This is a genomic window from Streptomyces sp. P9-2, assembly GCF_051903975.1.
GTDB classification, from domain to species: domain Bacteria; phylum Actinomycetota; class Actinomycetes; order Streptomycetales; family Streptomycetaceae; genus Streptomyces; species Streptomyces cellulosae.
Window position 1 is genome coordinate 514,437 of the sequence record NZ_CP192633.1, and the last position, 23,958, is coordinate 538,394.

Below are 23,958 nucleotides of genomic sequence, written 5' to 3' on the forward strand. Positions count from 1 at the left end.
GTATGCGGGGGCTCCGCCCCCGGACCCCCGTTCGCGCAGTTCCCCGCGCCCCTGGGGGCGTGGCCCGCCCGCTGCCTCAAGCGGGCAGCTGTTCCCGCGCCCGACACGAGCGCGCCTGCCCTCGCACCACGGCGTGGTCCACCGGACGGGCCCGTCCGCCCCGCGCCCGCAGGCCCCCGCGCGGACGCAGACGGGGTGGGCGGACGCGCGGACGCAGACGGGGTGGGCGGACGGCGACCGGCTACAACACCGCTGGGGGCGCCCCGCGCCGGACACCGCGTCCACGGCGTGACGCCGGACCGGCCTGTCCCCCCGACACCCGAGGACCCCCACGCGGACGCAACCCGGACAGCACCCGGCGACCGGCTACAACACCGCTGAAGGTCCCCCGCACCGGACACCGCATCCCCCGAGTGACCCACCGGACCGGCCTGTCCCCCCGACACCCGAGGACCCCCACGCGGACGCAACCCGGACAGCACCCGGCGACCGGCTACAACACCGCTGAAGGTCCCCGCGCCGGACACCGCGTCCACAGCGTGATCCGCGGACAGGTCCGCCCTCCGCCTACCCCCGTCCCCCCAGTGCCGCCCGCAGCCGCGCCGGGTCCGTCGTCGGGGTGTCGCACGTGAAGTTGCGGCAGACGTAGGCCGCCGGGGCGCCGTCGACCAGGGGGCGGTCCACGAGGAGGGGGAACTCGTCGGTGCCCTCCGTGCCCACGGCGACCACCGCGCCGGGCGCCGTGCCCAGCAGGGCCGTGCGGTGGAGTTCGGCGGTCGCCGGGTCGTCCGTCCCCCGTCCGACCACCGCGACCTCGCGCGGCCCGTCCAGCACGGCCTCCGCGACCGCCAGGCCCCAGCCGATGAACCGCGGCACCCGCGGGCCGAGCGTCTTCACCACGCCGAGGGCCCGCTCGGCGGCCGTACGGTGCGGCTCGGAGCCGGTGTGCGCCGCGTAGCCCAGCAGCGCGCCCGCGGCGGCGGTCCAGCCGGACGGGGTGGCGTTGTCGGTGGGGTCCTGCGGGCGCCGGATCAGGCGTTCCGCGTCCGACGCGGTGTCGTACAGCGCGCCCGTCTCCGTGTCCCGGAAGCGGGCGAGGACGTGGTCGACGAGCAGGCCCGCGAAGTCCAGCCACACGCCCTCGCCGGTCACCGACGCCAGCGCCAGGAAGCCCTCGGCGACGTCGGCGTAGTCCTCCAGCACGCCCGCGTTGGCGCCGACCTGCCCGTCCTTGCTGGTCCGGGCGATACGCGCGTGTTCGTCCAGGTGCACCCGGACCAGCAGGTCACCGGCGCACACGGCGGCCTCCACCAGGTCCGGCCGGTCGAAGTACGCGCCGGTCTCGGCGAGCGCGGCGATCGCCAGGCCGTTCCAGGCGGCGACCACCTTGTCGTCCCGGCCGGGCGCGGGCCGCCGGTCGCGCGCCGCGAGAAGCCGCTCCCGGATACGGTCGACGCGGGCCGCGTCGAACACCTCCTCGCGCTGCGGCAGCTGCAGCACCGACGCGCCCTCCTCGAAGGTGCCCTCCTCGGTCACCTCGAAGTAGCGCGCGGCCAGCTCGGCGTCCTCGTCGCCGAGCACCTCACGCAGCTGCTCGGGCGTCCAGACGTAGTAGGCGCCCTCGACGTGGCGGCCCGTGCCGTCGTCGCTGTCGGCGTCCAGCGCGGACGCGAACCCGCCCTCAGGCGTGCGCAGTTCGCGGACCATGAAGTCGGCCGTCTCCAGCGCCACCCGGCGCGCCAGCTCCGAGCCGGTGGTCCGCCACAGGTGGGCGTAGACACGGCACAGCAGGGCGTTGTCGTAGAGCATCTTCTCGAAGTGCGGGACCACCCAGTCGCGGTCCACGGAGTAGCGGGCGAAGCCGCCTCCGAGCTGGTCGTAGATGCCGCCGCGTGCCATCCGCTCGCAGGTGTCCGCCGCCATCTGCAAGGCACCCTCCGCGCCGGTGCGGGCGTGGTGGCGCAGCAGGAACTCGATCACCATGGACGGCGGGAACTTCGGCGCCCCGCCGAACCCGCCGCGCTGCGGGTCGTACTCCCGGGTCAGCCCGAGCAGCGCCTGCGCCAGCTCCTGCTCGCCCGGCACCTCGTCGCCGCCCACGGACAGCTCGCGGCCCGCCAGGTCCCGCGTGATCTTCCCTGCGACCTCGCCGACCTCGTCCCGCCGCTCCTCCCAGGCCTGCCGGACGCCTTCCAGCACCTGCCGGAACGACGGCATGCCGTGCCGAGGGGCGGGCGGGAAGTAGGTGCCGAAGTAGAACGGCTCGGCGTCCGGCGTGAGGAACACCGTCATCGGCCACCCGCCCTGCCCGGTCGCCGCCTGCACGGCCTCCATGTACACGGCGTCGACGTCCGGCCGCTCCTCGCGGTCGACCTTGATGTTGACGAAGTGCGCGTTCATCTCGTCCGCCGTGGCCCGGTCCTCGAAGGACTCGTGGGCCATGACGTGACACCAGTGGCAGGCGCTGTATCCGACGCTGAGGAGGACCGGCACATCGCGCCGCCGGGCCTCCTCGAACGCCTCGGGACTCCACGGCCACCACTCGACCGGGTTGTCCGCGTGCTGCAGGAGATAAGGGGACGTGGCCTGCGCAAGTCGGTTCGCCATACGTCCATCCTCGCGCACTCCCCCCGCCCGGCGCGGGACGGGCGGGCGCGCGGCCCGTCGTACGCTCCCGCCGTGTGAAGGGATGGTGACGGGGCGGCCGTTGATCGTCGCACCCTCGCGCCCGGGCCCCTCCCGCAGGACACTCGTAGCGACACGATCGCCGCCGGAGGGGGACGGACATGAGGGACGGTCATCGGGCCGACGCCGAACGGCTGTTGGCGCGGGCCGTGGAGGAGGAGGCGCGCCGGTCGGGCGGGCGCACCGACGGGAAGGTGCTGCTGTCCCGGGCGCGGGGGGCGCTGGACGCGATGGCGCGCACGGCGGCCGAGGAGTACGAGGCGTACACCCGCGCCCTGGACGAGGCGGAGGCCGGCCGGCTGTCGTTCCGGCAGCGGTACGCGCGGGAGGGCGGCGGGACGCCGTTGCTGGTGGCCGGGGTCGCGGGTGTGGCGGCGGTGGTCGCCGACCTGGCGTTCGGCACGGACACCGGGACCGCGCTGGGCGCGGGCGTGGCCGTCGGCGTGGTCGGGGCGGCGGCGACCGTGGTGAAGGTCGCCGGGTCGCACCTCCCCGCCGTCCACCACCACGCCGGCGCTACGGGCCAGCCGGGCGGGGTCGAGCAGCTGCGGCTGCAGTGGCTGACCGCGCTGGAGGTGCGGGGCATCCGGCCGTTCCTCGACCAGCAGCGCGTCCTCGCCGCCTCCACGGCGCCCAAGCGGACCGGGCCGCGGCTGCGCGGCACCGACAAGAGCGCGGCGGCCCGCGGGAGAAGCGTCCTGGAGCAGTCGTTCGGGCAGCTCCCCGAGCCGCACGGCCCGTTCGCGGGGCGGCGGCAGGAGACGGCGCGGATCCGGCAGTGGGTGCAGTCGGCCCGCGCGGCCACGGAGACCCTGCCCACGGTGGTGGTGCTGCACGGGGAGCCCGGCAGCGGCCGTACGGCGCTGGCGGTGCGGGCCGCGCACGAGCTGAGGGACTACTTCCGCGGTGCCTGCGTGGTCGACCTGCGCGGCGACGCCTCCGGCGAGCCCCCGCTGTCCACGCGGGACGCGCTGCTGCACCTGCTGAACCGGCTCGGCGCGCCCCGCGAGCAGTTGCTGTTCCGGGAGCGGACCTCCCCGGACCAGCAGGTCAAGCGGCTGAGCGAGCTGTACCACCAGCATCTGACCGGTACACCCGTCACGATCGTCCTCGACGACGCGTCCGACCCGCAGCAGGTGCGCACGCTGCTGCCCGAGCGCTCCGACAGCCTGGTGCTCGTCACCTCGCGCTCCCCGCTGGGGCTGCCCGAGGACCTGCCCGCGCGGGTGCACCGGCTGCCGGTGGAGCCGCTGGACGCGGCCGGCGCGGAGGAGCTGCTGACGGCCGCCGCGCAGGACGACTCCGGGCCGTACGACGCCGAGTCCGCAGAGCGGGTGCGGGAGCTGTGCGGGGGGCTGCCGCTGGCGCTGCGGCTGGCCGGCGCCGCCCTCGGCCCTCGCTCCACGCTCGCCCTCGCGACCGACCTGGGCGCCTACGGGCCCGTCGAGCCGGTCGAGCGGGCCCTGTGGCTGCGCTACACCGACCAGCCCGACACCGTACGGCGGCTGCTGCGGCGGCTCGCGCTGGCCGGCCGGGCCTCGCTCGGCGCGGCAGCGGCGGCGGCTCTGCTCTCCACCGACGAGGCGGAGGCCACCCGGCATCTGGAGGCGCTGCACCGGGCCGGACTGATCGACAAGGTCCGGCACAGCCGGTACCGGCTGCACGCCCTGGTACGGGCGTTCGCGCACGCCCGCCTCCTCGACGAGGAGGACCCCGACGAGCGCGCCGCCGCGCAGGAGCGGCTGATCGTCAACTACGCCGAGCTCGCCGACTCGGTGCTGCGGCTGGTCGACGGCAACATGTCCACCCGCTCCGACCGCTTCAGCCCGTACGGCTTCACCTCGCTGGACGAGGCGCTGCGCTGGCTGGACGACGAGTCGAGCTTCATCACCGCCGCGCTGCGGCACGCCGAGGGCGTCGACCAGGGCGCGGTGCTGAACCTGCTGGGCGCGCTGTGCGACTACTGCCTGCTGCGCGGCGACCTCTACCGGCTGGGCGAGATCAACGAGCTGGCGCAGGCCGTCGACGAGGGGCTGCTGGTCCGCTCCGTGCAGTGGCGCACGGGCATCGCGGCGCGGCAGCTCGGCGAGCTGGACACGGCGCGGACCACGCTGACGTCGGTGGTGGACCTGTACCGGGAGGCGCAGCACGAGGCGGGCCAGGCGCGGGCGCTGACCTCGCTCGGCATCACGCTGCACCACCAGGGCAACCTGACGGAGGCGTCGGAGCGGCTGCGGGAGGCGCTGGGCCTCCAGGCGTCGGACGCGCTGGCCGCGGACCGGGCCTGGACGATGCACGCGCTGGCCGCGGTGGAGCGGGACCGGGCCCGGCTGGCGGAGGCGCTGGACCTGCTCACCGAGTCCCTGGTGCTGCACCGCGCCGGCGAGTCCCTGCACGGGCAGGCGTGGGCGCACTTCCAGCTCGGGCAGCTGCACCTGCGGCGCGGGGACGTGGAGCGCGCGGAGGGCGAGCTGCGCACCGCGCTCGACCTGTACGGCGCCACCCGGGACGCGCGCGGCGAGGCCTGGGCGCTGACCGAGCTGGCGCGGGCCCGGCTGGTCGACGGGGACGCTTCTCCCGCGGTGGAGGAGCTGCGCCGGGCCGCCGCCCGGCACCGGGACAACGAGGACGCGCGCGGCGAGGCGTGGACGCTGTACTACCTGGGGCAGGCACTGGAGGAGAGCGGCGACCGGGACCGCGCGGTGCGCGAGCTGGAACGCGCCCGCACGATGTTCTCCCGTATGCGGGACGTGTACGGCCTGGCCTGCGCCCGGCACCATTCGGCGCGGGTCACCCGCGACCAGCGGGCGGCCCAGACGGGCTCGCTGCGCAACTCCGGGTTCGCCCGGCAGCTGCTGGTGGACGCGCGCGCCGACTTCCAGCGGATCGGGGTGGCGCACGGCGAGGCGTGGACGTGCCTGGAGCTGGCGGTCGTCGACGCGGGCAACGCGCGCACGCAGCAGGCGCTGGCGCTGTGCGACGAGGCGGTCACGCTATTCGCCTCGTACGGCGACCGGCGCGGCGAGGACTGGGCGCGCTTCCTGCGCTGCACGCTCCTGCCGTACGCGGCGCCGGGCGGCACGGAGGTCGGCACGGCGGTGGCCCAGCAGGAGCTCACGGAGCTGGCCGCGGCCCCCCACCCGGCCCGCGACCCCAAGCTCACCGACTGCGTCGACTCCTACCAGCTCCTCCTGGAGCGGGGCGTCAGCCTCGACACGGGCTGGCAGGCCTGGAACCTCGGCCTGGTCCCCACCCGCCACGCCCGGGAGGTGATGGGGGTGCCGGTGCCACTGGACGCGTGAGGCGCGCCGGAGGCGTCACGGCAGGACGCCGGCAGACTGATGGCCGTGGTGCGCCCGCTGCCGTTCGTCGTGATCACTCCCCCAGGGTGGTGCACGGCGATCGGGGCCGCCGGGCACACGGGAAATCGGCACCCGGCGCAGTCGCCGGGTGCCGTGCGTCTGTGTGCCTGGGTCAGGCCGTGGAGTTGCCGGTGTCGGAGGCGGCGCCCTTGGGGGCGGCATCCTCCGGCTCCGCGAAGTTCACGCGGCCCATGTGCCGGTTCATCGACTTCATCAGGCCCCAGACCGCCAGGGCCATCACCGCGAAGACGATGAAGCCGAGGACACCGGGGGTGACCTTGTCCTCGTCGAACTCCTTGGCGAGGGGGACCAGGTGGGTCATTGCCAGGCTTGCGCTTGCGCTCATGTCAGCCATTGTCCCGGATGCCCGCGAAGAGGTCGTCCTCGGGGAGGGAGGTGTCCACGAGCGACTTCGCGAGCTCGTACTCCTCCGTCGGCCAGACCTCCTTCTGGAGGTCCAGCGGCACCCGGAACCAGCCCCCGTCGGGGTCGATCTGCGTGCGGTGCGCGATCAGCGCCTTGTCGCGGATCTCGAAGAAGTCGGCGCACGGCACGTGCGTGGTGAGCGTGCGCTCCTTGCGCTCGAACTCGTCCCACCGCTTCAGCCAGTCCCCGTACGGCGACTCGAGCCCCCGCTCCAGCATCGCGTTGTGCAGCGCCTCGGTGCGGGGACGGTTGAAGCCCTGGTTGTAGTACACCTTCAGCGGCTGGTACGCCGGGCCGAACTCGTCCTCCGGGTACTTCTCGGTGTCCGCCGCGCCCTCGAACGCCACCATCGTGATCTTGTGGGTCATGATGTGGTCGGGGTGCGGGTAGCCGCCGTTCTCGTCGTAGGTCGTGATCACCTGCGGCCGGAAGGAGCGGATCTTGCGCACCAGTTCGCCCGCCGCCTTGTCGACGTCCTGCAGGGCGAAGCAGCCCTCCGGCAGCGGCGGCAGCGGGTCGCCCTCGGGCAGGCCCGAGTCGACGAAGCCCAGCCACTCCTGCTTCACGCCGAGGATCTCGCGGGCCTCGTCCATCTCCTTCTTGCGCACCTCGTGGATGTGCTCCTCGATGTACGGGTCCCCCTGGAGCTTGGGGTTGAGGATGGAGCCGCGCTCCCCGCCCGTGCAGGTCACCACCAGCACGTCCACCCCCTCGGACACGTACTTCGCCATGGTGGCCGCGCCCTTGCTCGACTCGTCGTCGGGGTGGGCGTGCACGGCCATCAGTCGCAGCTTGTCGGTCAAGACTCAATCCTCAAGTCGTTGGGCGCCCTGTGTGCGGCGGCGCAGTCGCAGGCTTCTATAGTGACGGAACCGGGGGGCGAAAAATTCCGGAGCGCCGCTCCCGGGGACGGACCGGGGACGCCGGTCCCTTCCTTCCGAGGAGACGATCATGAGTACGTCGAGCACGCGGCTGCCCGAGGGCCGCTACGGCCGCTCCTCGGACCAGCGTGCCGACCGCACCCTCAAGGTCGTCGGCGGTGTGCTCGCCGTCCTGTTCGCCGCCCTGATCGGCTGGTTCGGCCACCACTACGTCGCGCAGAACGAGATCAGCGCCGAGCTGATCCGCTTCGAGACCGGCGAGGACGCGGTGAAGGTGCACCTGGAGGTGCACAAGGACGCCGGGGTCGTGGGCTACTGCACCGTGCGCTCCCAGGCCGCGGACGGCGCCGAGGTCGGCCGGGCCGACTTCCGCTTCGACGGCGACGCCACCCGCATCGACCAGGTCGTCACGCTGCGCACCACCTCCCCCGGCACCAGCGCGGAGCTCATCGGCTGTCACGCCGAATGACCGGGCGGGGAATACCCTGCCACTGACCTGCGTCGGTGTGAGAACAGTGGCTTATGTCCTCCCCCCACGGGCACTGAATTGTTAGGCTCGTGGTTTCGCCCGTCCCTGGGGGACCATCCTTCTGGGTAGGGCGATGCTTTGTATTCCCAGTACCTACGAGGAGCACCTGTGACCCAGACCAGCGAGAACGTCACCTGGCTGACCCAGGAGGCGTACAACAAGCTCAAGGACGAGCTTGAGTACCTTACTGGTCCCGCGCGCACGGAGATCGCCGCCAAGATCGCCGCCGCGCGTGAGGAGGGCGACCTGCGTGAGAACGGCGGGTACCACGCGGCCAAGGAGGAGCAGGGCAAGCAGGAGCTCCGTGTGCGCCAGCTGACCCAGCTCCTCGAGAACGCCAAGGTGGGCACTCCCCCGGCGTCCGACGGAGCCGTGGCGCCCGGCATGGTCGTGACCATCGCCTTCGACGGCGACGAGGACGACACGCTGACCTTCCTGCTCGCCTCCCGCGAGTACGCGAGCTCCGACATCGAGACCTACTCGCCGCAGTCCCCGCTGGGGTCCGGCGTGATGGGCCACAAGGTCGGCGAGGACGCGGAGTACGAGCTGCCGAACGGCAAGAAGGCCTCGGTGACGATCCTCAAGGCCGAGCCGTACAACGGCTGACCCACGGTCTCGAGCAGTCCCCACGGGCCCCCGGCGCCCTGAGCGCCGGGGGCTTCGTCATGCCGCGGCCGAGCGGTACTTGCGCACGGCCAGGGTGCGGAAGACCGCGATGATCAGCACGGAGTAGATCACCGACGCCCACACCGGGTGCTGCATCGGCCAGGCGTCGGACGTGGAGACGCCCGGGTTGCCGAACAGCTCGCGGCACGCCTGCACGGTGGCGCTGAACGGGTTCCAGTCCGCGATGTGCCGCAGCCAGGGCGTCATGTTGCTGGAGTCCACGAACGCGTTCGACACGAACGTGACCGGGAACAGCCAGACCAGGCCGCCGGAGGTCGCCGCCTCGGGGGTGCGCACCGACAGGCCGATGACCGCGCCGATCCAGGTGAACGCGTACCCGGTGAGCAGCAGCAGGCCGAACGCGCCGAGCACCTCGCCGATGCTGGTGTGGGTGCGCCAGCCGACCAGCAGGGCGACGATCGCGAGCACGAGCAGGGTGAGCGCCGTCTGCACCATGTCGGCGAGGGTGCGGCCGGTGAGCACCGCGCCGCGCGCCATCGGCAGGGAGCGGAAGCGGTCGATGAGCCCCTTGTGCATGTCCTCGGCGATGCCCGCTCCGGCGCCCGCCGTGGCGAACGTGACGGTCTGGGCGAAGATGCCGGCCATCAGGAACTCGCGGTAGACCTGCGGGCTGGTGGAGCCGCCGATGTCCAGCGAGCCGCCGAACACGTACGAGAACAGCACCACGAACATGATCGGCTGGATCAGCCCGAAGATGACCACCTCGGGGATGCGGACCATGCGGATCAGGTTGCGCTTGGCGACGACCAGCGAGTCGCGGACGGAGCGGGTGAACGCGTTCCCGTGGGACGCGACCCGCACGGATTCGGTGACGGCACTCACTTCGCGGCCTCCTCGTCGTCGGACTGCGCGGACTCGGCGACATGGCCGGTGAGGGACAGGAACACGTCGTCGAGGGTGGGGCGGCGCAGGCCGATGTCGTCGATCTCGATGCCCTCGGCGTCGAGCTCGCGGATGATCTCGGCGAGCAGCTTGGCCCCGCCGGAGACCGGCGTGGTGATCTTGCGCATGTGCTCCTCGACCGTGGTGTCGCCCTGGCCGAGGCCGCGCAGGCTGTACTTGTCGAGGAGGGCGGCCGCGGTGCGGATGTGCTCGCGCTCGTGCACCACGACCTCGACGCGCTCGCCGCCGGTGCGGGCCTTGAGCTGGTCGGAGGTGCCCTGGGCGATGACCTTGCCCTGGTCGACGACCGCGATGTCGTGCGCCAGGTGGTCGGCCTCCTCCAGGTACTGCGTGGTGAGCAGCAGTGTGGTGCCGCCGGAGACGAGGTCCTTGATCACGTCCCAGAGCTGCTGGCGGTTGCGCGGGTCGAGTCCGGTCGTCGGCTCGTCCATGAACATCACGGGCGGGGAGACGACCAGGGCGGCGGCCAGGTCGAGGCGGCGGCGCATGCCGCCGGAGTAGGTCTTGGCCGTGCGGTCGGCGGCGTCCGCGAGGTGGAACTGCTCCAGCAGTTCGTCCGCGCGGGCCCGGGCGGCCTTGGCCCTCATCTGGTAGAGCTGGCCGACCATCTGGAGGTTCTCCCGGCCGGTGAGGTACTCGTCGACGGCGGCGAACTGGCCGGACAGGCCGATCGAGCGGCGCACGGCGTCGGGGTGCTTCAGCACGTCGATCCCGGCGACGACGGCCCGGCCGCTGTCGGGACGCAGAAGCGTGGTGAGGCAGCGGACGGTGGTGGTCTTGCCCGCGCCGTTCGGCCCGAGCAGCCCCAGGACGGTCCCCTCCGGGACCTCGAGGTCGACGCCGTCCAGTGCCTTGACGTCTCCGAAGGTCTTCACCAGACCTTCGGCTTGGATGGCACCTGGCATATGAATCTCCACGTCATCGTGATTCTTCGGAAAAGCCTAGGTTCGTGTGCCGGCATGCGCCGGGCGCCGCCCCGGGAAGGCCCCGGGGGTCGCCGGCGGCCACGCCGTGACAGAGCACACACCATAACGCGATGTATCGCGTCTCTCAATGGAATGACCCGGAGGGGTGAGGCCGCGTCCGGCCGTCAGCCCATGACCGTGTAACCCGCGTCGCGCAGGGCCTGCTGGACCTCGGCGCAGTGCGCCGGCCCCTTGGTCTCCAGATGCAGCTCGACCTCCGCCTCCGTGAGTCCCAGCCGCGGGTCCGTCCGCACGTGGCTCACGTCGAGGACGTTAGCGTCGACCACTGACAACGCCCCGAGGAGCGAGGCGAGGGCGCCCGGACGATCGGTCAGCCGCAGCCGTACGGCCAGGTAGCGGCCCTGTGCCGCCATGCCGTGCCGCAGCACCCGCTCCATCAGCACCGGGTCCACGTTCCCGCCGGACAGCACCGCCACCACCGGGCCCTCGAAGGCCTCCGGGCGGCTCAGCAGCGCCGCGACCGGGCTCGCCCCGGCCGGTTCGACGACCAGCTTGGCCCGCTCCAGGCACAGCAGCAGCGCGGCCGACAGCTCGTCCTCGGTGACCGTGCACACCTCGTCCACCAGCTCGCCGACCAGCGCGAACGGCACGTCGCCCGGCCGCCCCACCTTGATCCCGTCGGCCATCGTCGCCGGGTGGCTCAGCGACAGCGGGCGCCCGGCGGCCAGCGACGGCGGGTAGGCCGCCGCGCCCTCCGCCTGCACGCCGACGATCCGCACGTCGGGACGGAGCGCCTTCACCGCCACCGCGATCCCGGCCGCGAGCCCGCCCCCGCCGATCCCGACGACGATCGTCCGCACCTCGGGGCACTGCTCCAGGATCTCCAGGCCCACCGTGCCCTGCCCGGCGATGATGTCCGGGTGGTCGAAGGGGTGGATGAACACCGCTCCCGTCTCGCGCGCGTACTCCTGCGCCGCGGCCAGCGACTCGTCCACCACCTGGCCGTGCAGCCGCACCTCGGCCCCGTACTCCCGGGTCGCGCTGATCTTCGGCAGCGGGGCGCCCTTCGGCATGAACACCGTCGAGCGCACACCGAGCAGCGACGACGCCAGCGCCACGCCCTGCGCGTGGTTGCCCGCGCTCGCCGCGACGACTCCCGCGGCCCGCTCCTCGGGGAGCAGGCCGGCGATCCGCACGTACGCGCCGCGCAGTTTGAAGGAGCCGGTCCGCTGGAGGTTCTCGCACTTGAGCAGCACCGGCGCCCCCACCTGCGAGGACAGGTGCCGGCTGCCTTCCATGGCGGTCGTGCGGGCCACGCCGGAGAGCATCTTGTGGGAGCCGCGCACGTCGTCGAGGGTGACGGTGCGCAGCCGGTCGGCCGTGCGGTAGCTCATGTCTCCAGCATCGCAGTTTCCCCGGGGACCACCCCGGTGTGACCAACCCGCGGACGACCGCTTTGCACAGCCCCGGTACGGTCCGCGCCCCGGCCGCGTACCCTGTCGTCCCATCAGCAGCCCATCACGAAGTGAGCCCCCCGCCATGCCCACTACACCTGAAATGTCGATGGACATGACGACCGATCTGACCGCGGTCGGCGACACCGGTCTTCTCGACACTCTGCAGCACGAGGTGGCGCTCTTCGCCCGCCGTGCCGAACAGACCCGGCTCGGCGGGGTCGGCCAGGTGCGGAACTCCATGGACCGCGCCGCCTACCTGCTGCTCAACCGGCTCGACAAGGAAGGCCCGATGGGCGTCAAGGCCCTGGCCGCGTCCATGGGGATCGACTCCTCCACCGTCACCCGCCAGGTGGCACCGCTCGTGGACACCGGCCTGGTGAAGCGGACCTCCCACCCGGAGGACGGCCGCGCGGTCGTGCTCCAGCTCTCCCCGCGCGGCCAGGCCCGCCTGGAGGAGGTACGCGCCTCCCGGCGGCAGCTGATGGCCGAGCTGACCCACGACTGGTCACCGGAGGAGCGCGAGGCGTTCTGCGAGCTGCTCACCCGGTTCAACGGCGCGCTGTCCGCCCGGATGGCCGGACACGACCGCGGCGACTCCTGACCCGGCCGCGCCCCCGCACCGTGCGCGCCTCTTGACCCGGGGGCGCGCCCTGCCCTGATATGTGAGGGAGTCCCCGTCCGCCGCGCGGCACGGGCGGCCCTTCGCGGGGGCTTCGGGAGGTGCGGGTGCGACCACGGCATGCGTACGACGACGTCCGCCGCGCCCAGGAGTTCCGGGCGTACGTGGCGGGCGCGGGCGGACGGCTGCTGCACACCGCGACCCTGCTGACCGCGGAGCCCCGGGACGCCAACCCGCGCGCCCGGCGTCTGCTCACCCTCGCCCTGGCCCGTACGTACGCCTGCTGGGACCGGCTGCACGGCGAGGATCCGTACGACCACACCCGGCGCTGTCTGATGGCCAGGTTCGCGGTCAACGCCCACCGCTACAGCGGGCGCCTGCCCTTCCGCCTCCGGCCGGCCGGTCCGCTGGCCGGGCTGAGCCCGCAGGAGCGGCTGGTCCTGGTGATGCGGCTGCACGAGGGCATCGGCGAGGAACGGACGGCGGCCCTGCTGGGCCTGCCGGCGGAGCGGGTGCGGGCGGTGCAGAACCGTGCGATGTCCGTCGTGCTGCGTCCCGCGCCGGAACCGGCGCCGTTGACGGACCGCGCCGGCACGGTGCCGTCATGACCGGGGAGACGGGGGTCGGTCCGGTGAACCGCTCGAACCGTGAGGAGCGGGTGCGGCGGCTGATGGTGGCACGCCCGCCGGTGCTGCCGCCCGACCTCGCCGCGGAGGCGGTGCGGCGCGGCGCCCGCATGCTGCGGCGCCGCAGCTACGCCCGGCGCGTGATGTGGCTGCTGCTGTGCGCGGCCACCGTGGCGTTCACGGTGTGGGCGCTGACCGCCCGGCCCTGGGTGGAGCCGCCGTCGGAGACGACCCCACCCCTCACCGGCTGGTGAACGGGCCTTTGCTCGTGCTCTAGCGGCCCAGCGCCTGCTGCAGGTCCTCGAGCAGGTCGTCGACGTTCTCGATGCCGACGGACAGACGCACCAGGTCGGCCGGGACCTCCAGCTGCGAGCCGGCCACCGACGCGTGCGTCATACGGCCCGGGTGCTCGATGAGCGACTCGACGCCGCCCAGGGACTCGCCCAGGGTGAACACCTTCGCGCGGTTGCAGACCTCGACCGCCGCCTCCTCGCCGCCCTCGACGCGGAAGGAGATCATCCCGCCGAAGGAGCGCATCTGCTTGGCGGCGACCTCGTGACCGGGGTGGTCGGGCAGGCCCGGGTACAGCACGCTCGTCACGCGCTTGTGGCGGGTGAGCATGTCGGCGACGCGGGCCGCGTTCTCGCTGTGGCGGTCCATGCGCACCGACAGGGTCTTGGTGCCGCGCAGCACCAGCCACGAGTCGAACGGCCCGGCGACCGCGCCCATCGCGTTCTGGTGGAACGCCAGCTCCTCGCCCAGCTCCGCGTCGGCCGTGACCAGGGCGCCGCCGACGACGTCCGAGTGGCCGCCCATGTACTTGGTCAGGGAGTGCACGACGACGTCCGCGCCGAGCGCCAGCGGCTGCTGGAGGTACGGCGTGGCGAAGGTGTTGTCGACGACGAGCCGGGCGCCGGCGTCCCGCGCCACCTGGGCGACGGCTGCGATGTCGGTGATGCCGAGGAGCGGGTTGGAGGGGGTCTCCACCCAGATGACCTTGGTCTTCGGGATGATCGCGGCCCGCACCGCCGCGGGGTCGGAGGTGTCGGCCACCGACCACTCCACGCCCCAGCGCGCCACGACCTTCGCGAACAGGCGGAACGTGCCGCCGTACGCGTCGTTCGGGATGACCACGTGGTCGCCGGGCGCGAGCAGCGTGCGCAACAGGCAGTCCTCGGCCGCCAGTCCGGACGCGAACGCGAGCCCGCGGCGGCCGCCCTCGAGGGCGGCCAGGTTCTCCTCCAGGGCGGTCCTGGTCGGGTTGGCGCTGCGGCTGTACTCGTAACCGCCGCGCAGGCCGCCGACGCCGTCCTGCTTGTAGGTGGACACCTGGTAGATCGGCGGGACGACCGCGCCCGTCAACGGGTCGGCGGTGTTGCCCGCGTGGATCGCGAGCGTCTCGAAGTGCTGACTGATGTGCCTGTCGCTCATGCGCCCGAGGGTAGTGCGCGGAAGGGTGTGATGACGGCCGCGGCCGGTCCGGACGGGGCGGCGGGGCCCGTGCGGGGCCTCCCAGCGGGTGGTCGGCGGGAGTTTTCCACAGGGACGGGCACCGGGTTGGCCATTCGGGCGCGCGGTCTGGTTCGCTTGTGACATGGAGATTCTGTGGGTCCTGATCGCCCTCGTCATGCTCACCGCCGTGGTGCTGCCGTTCCTGCGGCGCCGGCGCAGTGCCGTGGGCCTGGTCCCGCCCGGCCACCCGGACGCGGCGGACCCGGCGAACTACGGCTTCGCGCGCCAGGAGGAGCTGGACATCCGCCTGCCCGGCCCCGACCAGGACCTGCTGGACGTCCTCGACGTGGTGCAGCGGACCCAGGACTACCGCGCGGCGCAGCAACTGCTGGCGGGCACACCCGCGGACGGCGAGCAGCGCTGGCAGCGGGTGCAGGCCTTCGCGGGCGCCGCGTCCCTGGAGCTGGCGCAGCGGCCCGGCGGGGTCTCCGAGGCGCCGGGCGGCCAGTGGCTGCGGGTGTGGCGCACCGAGGCGCCCAAGGACGCGGGCGGCGCCGCCGTGCACGCGGAGTTCCTGGTGCAGCAGGCGTGGCGCACGGCCGCGCCCGGCTCGGACGAGTTCCGGATCATCATGGAGGAGGCCAAGGCGGCGTGCGGCGAGGCCGCGCTGCTGGCCCCCGGCGACCCGGTGCCGTACATCGTGGAGCTGTCCGTGGCGCGCGGACTCGGTTACTCCCAGCAGGAGTTCGAGCAGGTCTGGCTGAAGATCCTGGACCGCGCCCCGGCGCACATGGGCGCGCACCTGGCCGCGCTGCACTACTGGTGCGAGAAGTGGCACGGCTCGCGGCAGCAGGCGTACGACTTCGCGGAGGCCGCGGCGGCTCGGGCGCCCCAGGGGTCGCTGTTGGCCGCGATGCCGCTGTTCGCGGTGTTCGAGCACCTCCCGGAGGTGAACCTGGTCAGCGGGTTCTACCAGAGCGAGGTCGTCTCCAAGGCGATCCACGGCGCGCTGCACGCGGTGCACGCGGCCCGTCCGGACGACCCGATGCTGGCGCACGTGCGGCACATGCTGATCTTCTTCCTGGTGCGTTCCGAACGCTGGGCGGAGGCCATGAACCAGCTCATACACGTCGACGGGCACGTCGGCGCCCTGCCGTGGACGCTCTCCCCGGACCCGGCCGCCGAGTTCGCGGTGTACCGCGCCCTGGCGGTCGCCGGCTACGAGGCGAACGGCGGCAGCCCGGCCACGCTGCCGCACTGACGTCAACACCCGCGCGACGCCCCGGTGTTTGTCCGTATTTTGACCCGTCCGCACCCATATTCTTGACCCCTGCGAGGCCAGGACGGGCCTCCGTCGGAGGAGTCGGGTGTGGCGAACGTACGGGTCTACGAGCTGGCCAAGAGGGTCGGGGTCGACAGCAGGGTCGTCCTGGACAAGATGACCGAGCTGGGCCACTTCGTACGGTCGGCGTCGGCCACGATCGAGGCGCCGGTGGTCCGGGAGCTGATCGACGCCCTGGGTGTCGTGCAGGAGACGGCCGTGTCCCTGCCCCGGGTGCCGTCGCCCGCGGCGCCGCCCGCCGGTTCGGTGCTGCGGCCGACGCACCACGAGTGGGACCCCACGTCCCGCTGGAAGCCGCTGCAGCCCTTCGACCCGCGCCGGGTCGGGCCGTACACGGTGCTGCGGAGGATCGGCAGCGGGTCGATGGGCCGGGTGTTCCTCGGGCGGACCCCGGCCGGGCGGCTGCTCGCCGTCAAGGTCGTCAAGGAGGAACTGGCCGACGACCTGGAGTTCCGCAGGCGCTTCCAGCGTGAGGTGGCCGCCGCGCGGGGCGTGAACGGCTTCTACGCACCACCCGTCGTGGACGCGGACACCACCGGGGACATCCCCTGGCTGGCCACCGCGTACGTCTCGGCGCCGTCCCTGAAGGACCTGGTCGACGCGTGCGGGCCGCTGCCGCTCAGGGCGCTGCGCTGGGTGGCCGCGCAGCTGGTGGAGGCGCTGCGCTCGGTGCACGCGGCGGACATCGTCCACCGCGACCTCAAGCCGTCCAACGTGCTGGTCGGCGTGGACGGTCTGCGCGTGATCGACTTCGGGCTCGCCCTGGCGGCGGCCGCCGCGGCCAGCAAGCTGACCGTCGCGCACACCACGCTGGGCACGCCCGCCTACATGTCGCCCGAGCAGGCGCTGGACGCGCGGAAGGTGACGTCCGCGAGCGACGTGTACGCGCTGGGCGCGGTGCTGGTGTTCGCCGCGACCGGGCACAGCCCGTATCCGGGCAGCGACCCCGTGCGCACCATGCTCCGCATGCAGACCGAGGGGCCCGACCTGAGCGGGGTGCCGGAGGAGTTCGTGGACGTGGCCGCGCCCTGTCTGCGGCCGGACCCGGACGGGCGTCCCGGCCTCGACGAGCTGCTGGAGCGCATCGTGCGGGACATGGAGCCGGGCCCGGACGGGCTGTACCGGCCCTCGGAGCTGCTGCCGCCGGCGGCCTTCGAGTTCCTCGGTCTCCAGGACGTATGACGAGCGGCGGCGTACGACGAGCGGCGACGCGTGCAGAACGGCGTCGCGTGAGGAACGGGGACGTGTGAAGAACGGAGCAGGAGTGCGGGAAGTCATCTACCTGTCCGACCGGAAACTCTCGCGGTTTCTGCCCGGACTGCGGTCCGCGTGGCCCCGGCAGCGGGTCAGCGTCTCCACGCCCTTCGGCGGGGTGGAGGTGGACCCGTCGCCCGGCCCCGCGTCCGACCTGTGGGGCAGGCATCTGCTGCGGGTGGTGCGCAGGGTCGAGGAGTCGGCGCGCTGGTACACGGAGGCGGGCGTGCGGCCGGGGCAGTGGATCGCCTTCGAGGCGCCGCTCAACTACTTCGTGCTGGACGGCGCCGACCCGACGATGGTGTTCTTCGCGGACACCCCGGACACCCCGGAGCCGGACCACCCGGTCCGGCTGCTGCTGCACGGCTCCGTCGACCATCTGATCGCGGCTCCCCCGGCGCGCGTCACCGACGAGACCCGCCAGTCCGGCACGCTCGTGCGGAATCTCCTCGGCTCCGACGCCAGCGCGCCCGGCGCCCTGCTCGCCGCCCTCTCCGACGACCTCGACGCCGGACCGGACGGCCGCCGCCCCTCCCTGGTCGGCGCCCTGCACGCCCTGATGGCCCGCGTCGACGCCCAGACCCACCCGGAGACGGCGGCGACGATGCGCGGCTACGCCCGCGTCACCACGGGCTTCCCCGCCGCCGCGAAGCTGCCGGGGCTGCTGGTCGCGAGCCCGTTGTACGTGGAGTACACGGACGCGTGAAAAGGCTAGGACCGCTTGTGCAAGGCTCAGGCGGTCCATGAAAAGGCTCGGACCGCCCGTGCGAAGGCTCAGGCGGTCCATGAGAGGGCTCAGGCGGTCCAGGCGGACGGCAGGGCGTCCAGGGACAGCCCCTCCTCCTCCAGGTCCTCCGCGCCGGGAGGGTTGGGCGCGGGGTGCTCTTCCTCCATCGGGGCGGAGCCGGTCCGCGGGCTGGTCGTCACCGGTGACTCCTTCCCGGACGACGGCGTCGTAGTCCGTCCGGCACAGGACCGTCGCGGCCGCACAGCCGCGACGGTCCGGGCCGGAGGCTCAGATCGTCGCCGTGTCGATCACGAAGCGGTAGCGGACGTCGCTGTTCTCGACGCGCTCGTAGGCCTCGTTGATCTCGGAGGCGGCGATCAGCTCGATCTCCGCGCCGATGCCGTGCTCGGCGCAGAAGTCCAGCGTCTCCTGGGTCTCCGGGATGCCGCCGATCATCGAGCCGGCGAGTGACCGGCCGCCGCCGATCAGCGAGAACAGATTCAGCGACACCGGCTCCTCGGGGGCGCCCACGTTCGCCAGCGTGCCCTCGGGCTTGAGCAGCGACAGGTACGCGCCGAAGTCCAGCGGCGCCGACACGGTCGACACGATCAGGTCGAAGGCGCCCCGCAGCTCCTGGAAGGTCTTCGGGTCGCTGGTGGCGTAGTAGTGGTCGGCGCCGAGCCGCAGACCGTCGTCCTTCTTGCGCAGGGACTGCGACAGCACCGTCACCTCGGCGCCCATCGCATGGGCGATCTTCACGCCCATGTGGCCGAGGCCGCCCATGCCGACGATCGCGACCTTGCGGCCGGGGCCCGCGCCGAAGCGCTTCAGCGGGGAGTACAGGGTGATGCCCGCGCACAGCAGCGGCGCGGCGACGTCGAGGGCGAGCCCGTCGGGGATGCGCACGACGAAGTTCTCGTCGACGACGACCTTCTCGGAGTAGCCGCCGTAGGTGGGCTCGCCGTCCCGGCCGACGCCGTTGTAGGTCGGGGTCTGGCCGTTGAGGCAGTACTGCTCCTTGCCCGCGCGGCACATCTCGCACTCGCGGCAGGAGTCGACCATGCAGCCGACGCCCACTCGGTCGCCGACCTTGAACCGGGTCACGCCGGGGCCGACCTCGGACACGACGCCCGCTATCTCGTGGCCGGGGACCATCGGGAAGATCGCCTCGCCCCAGCCCTCACGGACCTGGTGGATGTCCGAGTGGCAGATCCCGGCGAACTTGATGTCGATCAGCACGTCGTGCTCGCGGACGGCGCGCCGCTCGACGGTGGTGCGCTCCAACGGTGCCTTGGCGGCGGGCGCGGCGTACGCGGCGACAGTGGTCATACGAAGTTTCTCCTCCTGAGGGGGATCGTGCGCCCGGACTTCTCCCGTCCGGACGCGCACGCTGTCCAGCCTGCGACAACGGGCGGCGCGTACCCAGACTTCCTGGTTGCGTACGCACGCTGTGCCTACCACTGGCGGGGACAGGCACGAGGTGCGTACGAACGGGCACCATGGACATATGGACGAGCACAGGGACGACCCGGCCGGCCCCCCGGGCGGCGGCCTGGACCCGCGTGCCGAGCTGAGCGAGTTCCTGCGCACGCGGCGGGCCCGACTGAAGCCGCAGGACGTGGGACTGCCGGACCTCGGACGGCACCGCAGGGTGCCCGGTCTGCGCCGGGAGGAGCTGGCGCAGCTCGCCGGGGTGTCCGTGGCGTACTACACACGCCTGGAGCAGGGCAACGGACGCAACGTGTCGGCGGAGGTCCTCGACGCGATCGCCCGCGCGCTGCGGCTGAGCGACGCCGAGCACGCGCATCTGACGCATCTCGCCCGGCCGGGCCGGCGCCGCAAGCGGCCGGAGCCCCGCACCCGCCAGGCCCGTCCGGCGCTGCGGCAGCTGCTGGACGCGATGGAGACGGTCCCGGCGTACGTGGTGGGCCGGCGGTCGGAGATCCTCGCGTGGAACCGGATGGCGACGGCTGTCTTCGGCGACTGGGGCGCGCTGCCGGCTCAGGAGCGGAACTGGGCGCGGATGGTGTTCCTCGATCCCGCCCAGCGTGAGCTGTTCGTGGAGTGGGAGCAGAAGGCCTGCGACATGGTCGCCTATCTGCGCATGGACGCGGGCCGGCACCCGGACGACCCCGCCCTGTCCGCGCTGGTGGGCGAACTGTCCGTGAAGAGCGAGGAGTTCCGCACGCTGTGGGCGCGGCACGACGTCAAGGAGAAGAGCCACGGCGTGAAGCGGCTGCGGCATCCGCTGGTCGGTGAGCTGACGCTGCTGTGGGAGTCGTTCCGCCCGGCCGGGGAGGACGAGCAGTCGCTGGTGACGTACTTCGCGGAGGCCGGATCGCCGTCGGCCGAGGCGCTGCGCCTGCTGGGCAGCTGGAACGCGGACGCCCCGGCGGACGGGCCGCGCGCGCCGGCCGCCTGAGCGGCGGGACGGAGACGGGAACGGCCCGCCGGAGGCAGGTGCCTCCGGCGGGCCGTCGCCGGTTTCTCCGACGTCCGGACTACTTGCCGTAGTAGGCGTTGTAGACCGTGATCAGGGACGCGTTGCCCTTCTTGTCGGTGATCTTGGCGCGCAGGGAGATCGCCTTCCCCTTGGCGGGGTTCTTGACGGTGATCTTGCCCTTGGTGACCGTGGTCTTCTTCCAGGTCTTGCCGCCGTTGTAGGAGACGTACACCGCGAGGGACTTGAGGTTCTTGCCCTTGGCGGCGCCCTCCACGACGACCGGGAAGGCGGCCTTCTTGCCGGCCGCGACCTTGCTGTCGAGACCCGTGACCGCGGCGAACCGGGCCGAGGAGACGGGCAGCTGCTTCTCGCCCGACGTCTTCTTGGACCGGAAGGTCCAGCTGCCGTCGGTGCGGGTGGACGCGGCGGCGACCTTGGCGCTGCGCCGGACGGTGGTGGTCAGACGGTACGCGGCGTCACCGGACGGGACGGTGAAGCTCTCCTCGCCGAACAGCGGGTCCTTGTTGGAGCCGGCCTTCTTGCCGTTGCGGTAGAGGGTCGTCACGGCCGAGGAGTAGACCGAGGAGCCCGCGTGGCCCTTGCCGTCGGCGAACAGCGGGATCAGGCCGTAGATGCTGTTGCCGTCGCGGAAGACGCCGTAGTACGAGGTGAGACGCGGGCCGAAGACGGCCGTGTTCACGGTCTCCTTGTAGGTCTTGCCGCCCTTGTAGGCCTTGCCGACGCCGATGGAGTAGCCGGCGTCGTAGACGGGCCAGCCCTCCTCGTCGACCCCGCCGAGCTGCTCGAAGTCGAGGTCCCACGTCACGCCGTAGCTCGTGGACAGGTACAGCGTGCGGGTGCTGGGCAGCTTCTGCTCCTGCGAGAAGCCGGACGCGCCCGAGCCGCCGGGCAGCCAGCCGTACGCGGTGACAGCGCCCTTCTTGCCGCTGGCCGAGGCGCCCATGCCGACCTGGACGGTGGCGAACTCCTTGGCCTTGAAGGCGCGGGTGTAGCCGGTGGCGAGCTTCTTCACCTTGCCGCCGCTGACGGCGCTGTACTGCGCCTTGGCGCCGTTGCTGAAGTGGGCGTCCCACTGCTGGCTCAGCGTGCCGTTGGTGATCTGCGGGCCGAGGTGCGCGGTGCGGAATCCGTCGAAGCTGTCCAGCCACCAGCCGTAGGAGACCGCGCTGTCGTTCGTCTCGACGGTGTAGTCGGTCGAGGCGAACTGCGGCTTGGCGCCCTTGCCCGGCACGGTGACCTTGACGGGCTTGGCCTTGCGGGCGTCCAGCGTCACCGTGGTGTTCCTGGTGACGTCCAGCTTGGGCTGGGCGAGCCAGTCGGCGCCCTGCCACGTCTCCGGGTCGGCGCCCGCGAGCACGCTGGCGTCCAGGACGTAACCGCCCTTGGGCAGACGCACGCTGACGGTGCCGTCGGCGTCGTACGGCGAGTACGACCGGTTCTTGCCCAGGCCGGAGAGGCCGGTCAGGCCCGCCATGTAGTTGGCGGTGGCCTTGCCGGAGCGGTCGAGGACCTTCAGCGTGACGGTGTACGACTCGACCTCACGCTCCACCGCGGCCGCGGTGCGCACGCTCTGTCCGGCGCCGGTGGCGACCACGTACGCCGAGTACGTGCCGTCGAGCGTGCCGCCGAGGCGGGTGTCGGCGGTGACGTCCACGGAGGCCGTGCCGTTGGCGGGGACGGTCAGGGTGGAGGCGCCGAGGGTGAAGAAGCCGGCCGGGGCGGCCTTGCCCTTCGGGTCGGTCGCCGTCGACGTCAGCTTCAGCGTGACGTCCTCGGCGCCGAGGTTGCGGTAGGTGAGCTTCTTGGTGACCGGCTTGTCGTCGGCGTGCGGCCACTGCTGGACGCCGAAGCTCAGCGACACCGGCTCCGCGATCACGGTCTGCGCGATCGCCTTGTCCACCTGGACGCGGCCCGAGCCCTGCTCGAACGGGTTGTACCTGCCGTCCTTGGTGGAGGCGGTCAGCGCGCCCTTCAGCTCCGCGTACTTCCACTCCGGGTGCTGCTGCTTGAGCAGCGCCGCGGCGCCCGCGACGTGCGGGGTGGCCATGGAGGTGCCGGAGATGGTCATGTAGCCGGCCGGCTTCTCGCCGACCTCCTTGGCGATCTCGTTGCCCTTCGCCGAGGCGGCCGTGATGTCCACGCCGGGGGCGGTGAGGTCCGGCTTGACGGCGCCGTCGCCGAGGCGCGGGCCGGTGGAGGAGAAGTCGGCGAGCTTGTCCTTGTCGTCGACGGCGCCGACGGTGAGCGCGGAGTCCGCGCTGCCGGGCGAACCGATCGACTGGGGGCCCTCGTTGCCCGCCGCGATGGCGAACAGGATGCCCTTCTCGGCGGACAGCTTGTCGACCGCCGCCTCCAGCGGGTCGGTCTCCGGGGTGTCCATGCCGCCGAGGCTCATGTTGACGATGTCGGCGCCCTGCGCGGCCGCCCACTCCATGCCGGCGAGGATGCCGGAGTCGTCGCCGAAGCCGTAGTCGTCGAGGACCTTGCCGTTGAGGATCTTCGCGCCGGGCGCGACGCCCTTGTACTTTCCCTTCGACTGGGCGCCCGTGCCGGCCGCGATGGACGCGACGTGGGTGCCGTGGCCGACGACGTCGTTGGTGCCGGGCGCGGAGGTGAAGTTCTTCGCCGCGGCCACCTGGCCCTTGAGGTCCGGGTGGGTGGCGTCCACGCCGGTGTCCAGGACGGCGATCTTGACGCCCTTGCCGTCGTAGCCGGCCTCCCACGCCTTCGGGGTGCCGATCTGCCCGACGGAGGTGTCCAGGGACGCCTTGCGGACGCCGTCCAGCCAGACCCGGGCGACTCCGGAGGCGGTGCGGTCGCCGTCGGTGACGGCGTCCCACAGCTCGGCGGTGGCCTCGTGCGGCGTCTGCACCGCGTCCGCGTTGAGGGACGTCAGCGCCCGGCGGACGGTGCCCGCGTCGCGGACGTCGGCCTTGGCGGTCTTGGCGGCGCCCCGGTAGCCGACGATGACCTTCAGACCGCCGCGGTGCGCGGTGCGGGTCGCCGTCTTGTTCAACTCGGTGACGTCGAACAGGCGTTGATCCAGCTTGCCGGTCGCGACCAGGCGGGCGGCGTCGGCCGGGACGACCAGCGTGTGACCGTCGGCGCGGCGGATCTGGACGGGTATGTGCTCCCGGCCCTTGGCCGCTTCCACGCCCACGACGCGGCCCCTGGCGTCCAGGGCGACCCGGTCACCGGTGATGAGGGTGACCCGGTGCTTCCCCTTCAGCGCCGCCGCGCTCGCGGAAGAGCCGGCGGCCGTGCTGTTCCCCCCGTCGGCCGACGCGGGGCCGGCCATGCCCGCCGCGAGCGCCACGGCGGTCGCCGTCGCGATCGTGGCCGCGCATGCTCTTGTGACTTGTCTGCGCAAGGTTCCCCCTAGCGAAGTCGCCGGGCGGCGAAAGCATCACCCGGCCGGGGGTGGTCTCGTACGCCTGCGCGCACCCCCCGGTGCTCGGAGTATGCCGACACGTGATCAAGCGGCTCAAGGGGATTCGGAAGTGGTCGGGAAGTCGCCGGGTGACTGTGATGTGCCCGCAGGAACTCCGTTACAGAATCGCGCGGTTGGGGCGGGAGGGACGACGAACGGCCGATGCCCCCGTCACCGCTCCTGAGGGA

General features: G+C 72.7%; 20 protein-coding genes and 1 pseudogene. 11 read left to right on the plus strand and 10 right to left on the minus strand.

Annotated features, from left to right (window positions below; translation table 11 throughout):
- Positions 1-567 precede the first annotated feature (567 nt).
- A complete protein-coding gene (locus tag ACQY0Z_RS02370; RefSeq protein WP_439811774.1) occupies positions 568-2,607 on the minus strand; it encodes a thioredoxin domain-containing protein in 2,040 nt (679 codons plus the stop codon).
- Positions 2,608-2,786: 179 nt separating this feature from the next.
- On the opposite strand from ACQY0Z_RS02370, the gene ACQY0Z_RS02375 reads away from it, so the two are divergent.
- Positions 2,787-5,987, plus strand: a complete 3,201-nt coding sequence (locus tag ACQY0Z_RS02375; RefSeq protein ID WP_439811775.1) for a tetratricopeptide repeat protein — start codon at positions 2,787-2,789, stop codon at positions 5,985-5,987.
- Positions 5,988-6,159: 172 nt separating this feature from the next.
- Here the strand turns inward: ACQY0Z_RS02375 and ACQY0Z_RS02380 are convergent, their stop codons facing one another.
- Positions 6,160-6,402: a hypothetical protein gene (locus ACQY0Z_RS02380; RefSeq protein WP_254586422.1), complete on the minus strand. Its 243-nt coding sequence runs from the start codon at positions 6,400-6,402 to the stop codon at positions 6,160-6,162.
- The gene (mca, locus tag ACQY0Z_RS02385) at positions 6,395-7,276 is read right to left on the minus strand and encodes a mycothiol conjugate amidase Mca (RefSeq protein WP_254586423.1); all 882 of its coding nucleotides are present in this window, start codon (positions 7,274-7,276) and stop codon (positions 6,395-6,397) included. Before mca ends, ACQY0Z_RS02380 begins: the two co-directional genes overlap by 8 nt.
- Positions 7,277-7,424: 148 nt before the next feature.
- On the opposite strand from mca, the gene ACQY0Z_RS02390 reads away from it, so the two are divergent.
- Both ACQY0Z_RS02390 and greA read left to right on the plus strand, forming a co-directional pair.
- A complete protein-coding gene (locus ACQY0Z_RS02390; RefSeq protein WP_439811776.1) occupies positions 7,425-7,823 on the plus strand; it encodes a DUF4307 domain-containing protein in 399 nt (132 codons plus the stop codon).
- Positions 7,824-7,991: 168 nt separating this feature from the next.
- On the plus strand, positions 7,992-8,489 hold the full coding sequence (gene greA / locus ACQY0Z_RS02395; RefSeq protein WP_019526004.1) for a transcription elongation factor GreA: 498 nt from the start codon (positions 7,992-7,994) through the stop codon (positions 8,487-8,489).
- A 57-nt stretch (positions 8,490-8,546) separates the two neighbouring features.
- Here greA and ACQY0Z_RS02400 read toward each other — a convergent pair whose 3' ends face one another.
- The 3 genes from ACQY0Z_RS02400 to ilvA all read right to left on the minus strand — a co-directional run bounded on the left by ACQY0Z_RS02400 (position 8,547) and on the right by ilvA (position 11,793).
- A complete protein-coding gene (locus ACQY0Z_RS02400) occupies positions 8,547-9,392 on the minus strand; it encodes an ABC transporter permease (RefSeq protein WP_189906195.1) in 846 nt (281 codons plus the stop codon).
- Positions 9,389-10,378 carry an ATP-binding cassette domain-containing protein gene (locus ACQY0Z_RS02405; RefSeq protein WP_189906193.1) on the minus strand — a complete coding sequence of 330 codons (990 nt, stop codon included), beginning with the start codon at positions 10,376-10,378 and terminating at the stop codon, positions 9,389-9,391. Before ACQY0Z_RS02405 ends, ACQY0Z_RS02400 begins: the two co-directional genes overlap by 4 nt.
- Before the next feature lie 185 nt (positions 10,379-10,563).
- Positions 10,564-11,793, minus strand: coding sequence for a threonine ammonia-lyase (gene ilvA, locus ACQY0Z_RS02410; RefSeq protein ID WP_189906191.1), 1,230 nt, complete (start codon positions 11,791-11,793; stop codon positions 10,564-10,566).
- A gap of 175 nt (positions 11,794-11,968) precedes the next feature.
- Here ilvA and ACQY0Z_RS02415 point away from each other — a divergent pair, with 175 nt between their 5' ends.
- The 3 genes from ACQY0Z_RS02415 (at position 11,969) to ACQY0Z_RS02425 (ending at position 13,355) form a co-directional block, all read left to right on the plus strand.
- The gene (locus ACQY0Z_RS02415) at positions 11,969-12,457 is read left to right on the plus strand and encodes a MarR family winged helix-turn-helix transcriptional regulator (RefSeq protein WP_381725044.1); all 489 of its coding nucleotides are present in this window, start codon (positions 11,969-11,971) and stop codon (positions 12,455-12,457) included.
- Between the two features lie 125 nt (positions 12,458-12,582).
- Positions 12,583-13,083 carry a sigma factor-like helix-turn-helix DNA-binding protein gene (locus tag ACQY0Z_RS02420; RefSeq protein WP_254586425.1) on the plus strand — a complete coding sequence of 167 codons (501 nt, stop codon included), beginning with the start codon at positions 12,583-12,585 and terminating at the stop codon, positions 13,081-13,083.
- A 23-nt stretch (positions 13,084-13,106) separates the two neighbouring features.
- Entirely contained in the window at positions 13,107-13,355 is a 249-nt protein-coding gene (locus ACQY0Z_RS02425; protein ID WP_189906247.1) for a hypothetical protein, read from the plus strand.
- 19 nt (positions 13,356-13,374) lie between these two features.
- Here the strand turns inward: ACQY0Z_RS02425 and ACQY0Z_RS02430 are convergent, their stop codons facing one another.
- Positions 13,375-14,532: a cystathionine gamma-synthase gene (locus ACQY0Z_RS02430; protein ID WP_439811777.1), complete on the minus strand. Its 1,158-nt coding sequence runs from the start codon at positions 14,530-14,532 to the stop codon at positions 13,375-13,377.
- 163 nt (positions 14,533-14,695) lie between these two features.
- On the opposite strand from ACQY0Z_RS02430, the gene ACQY0Z_RS02435 reads away from it, so the two are divergent.
- The 4 genes and pseudogenes from ACQY0Z_RS02435 (at position 14,696) to ACQY0Z_RS02450 (ending at position 17,855) form a co-directional block, all read left to right on the plus strand.
- On the plus strand, positions 14,696-15,814 hold the full coding sequence (locus tag ACQY0Z_RS02435) for a hypothetical protein (RefSeq protein ID WP_189906185.1): 1,119 nt from the start codon (positions 14,696-14,698) through the stop codon (positions 15,812-15,814).
- A gap of 108 nt (positions 15,815-15,922) precedes the next feature.
- Positions 15,923-16,070, plus strand: a pseudogene (locus ACQY0Z_RS02440) (translation initiation factor IF-2 N-terminal domain-containing protein); the annotation flags it as partial.
- 161 nt (positions 16,071-16,231) lie between these two features.
- On the plus strand, positions 16,232-17,077 hold the full coding sequence (locus ACQY0Z_RS02445; protein ID WP_337662776.1) for a serine/threonine-protein kinase: 846 nt from the start codon (positions 16,232-16,234) through the stop codon (positions 17,075-17,077).
- A gap of 64 nt (positions 17,078-17,141) precedes the next feature.
- Complete coding sequence (locus tag ACQY0Z_RS02450; RefSeq protein ID WP_439811778.1) at positions 17,142-17,855, plus strand: SAVMC3_10250 family protein; 714 nt, start codon at positions 17,142-17,144, stop codon at positions 17,853-17,855.
- An 89-nt stretch (positions 17,856-17,944) separates the two neighbouring features.
- On the opposite strand, the gene ACQY0Z_RS02455 is transcribed toward ACQY0Z_RS02450, so the two are convergent.
- Complete coding sequence (locus ACQY0Z_RS02455; RefSeq protein ID WP_347225778.1) at positions 17,945-18,076, minus strand: hypothetical protein; 132 nt, start codon at positions 18,074-18,076, stop codon at positions 17,945-17,947.
- Positions 18,077-18,164: 88 nt separating this feature from the next.
- Positions 18,165-19,205 (minus strand): NAD(P)-dependent alcohol dehydrogenase, encoded by a 1,041-nt coding sequence (locus tag ACQY0Z_RS02460; protein WP_381730545.1) that lies wholly within the window; start codon positions 19,203-19,205, stop codon positions 18,165-18,167.
- A 178-nt stretch (positions 19,206-19,383) separates the two neighbouring features.
- Between ACQY0Z_RS02460 and ACQY0Z_RS02465 the strand changes: the two genes are divergently transcribed.
- Complete coding sequence (locus ACQY0Z_RS02465; protein WP_439811779.1) at positions 19,384-20,298, plus strand: helix-turn-helix domain-containing protein; 915 nt, start codon at positions 19,384-19,386, stop codon at positions 20,296-20,298.
- 79 nt (positions 20,299-20,377) lie between these two features.
- Here the strand turns inward: ACQY0Z_RS02465 and ACQY0Z_RS02470 are convergent, their stop codons facing one another.
- Positions 20,378-23,710, minus strand: coding sequence for a S8 family peptidase (locus ACQY0Z_RS02470; protein WP_439811780.1), 3,333 nt, complete (start codon positions 23,708-23,710; stop codon positions 20,378-20,380).
- Between the last annotated feature and the right edge of the window lie 248 nt (positions 23,711-23,958).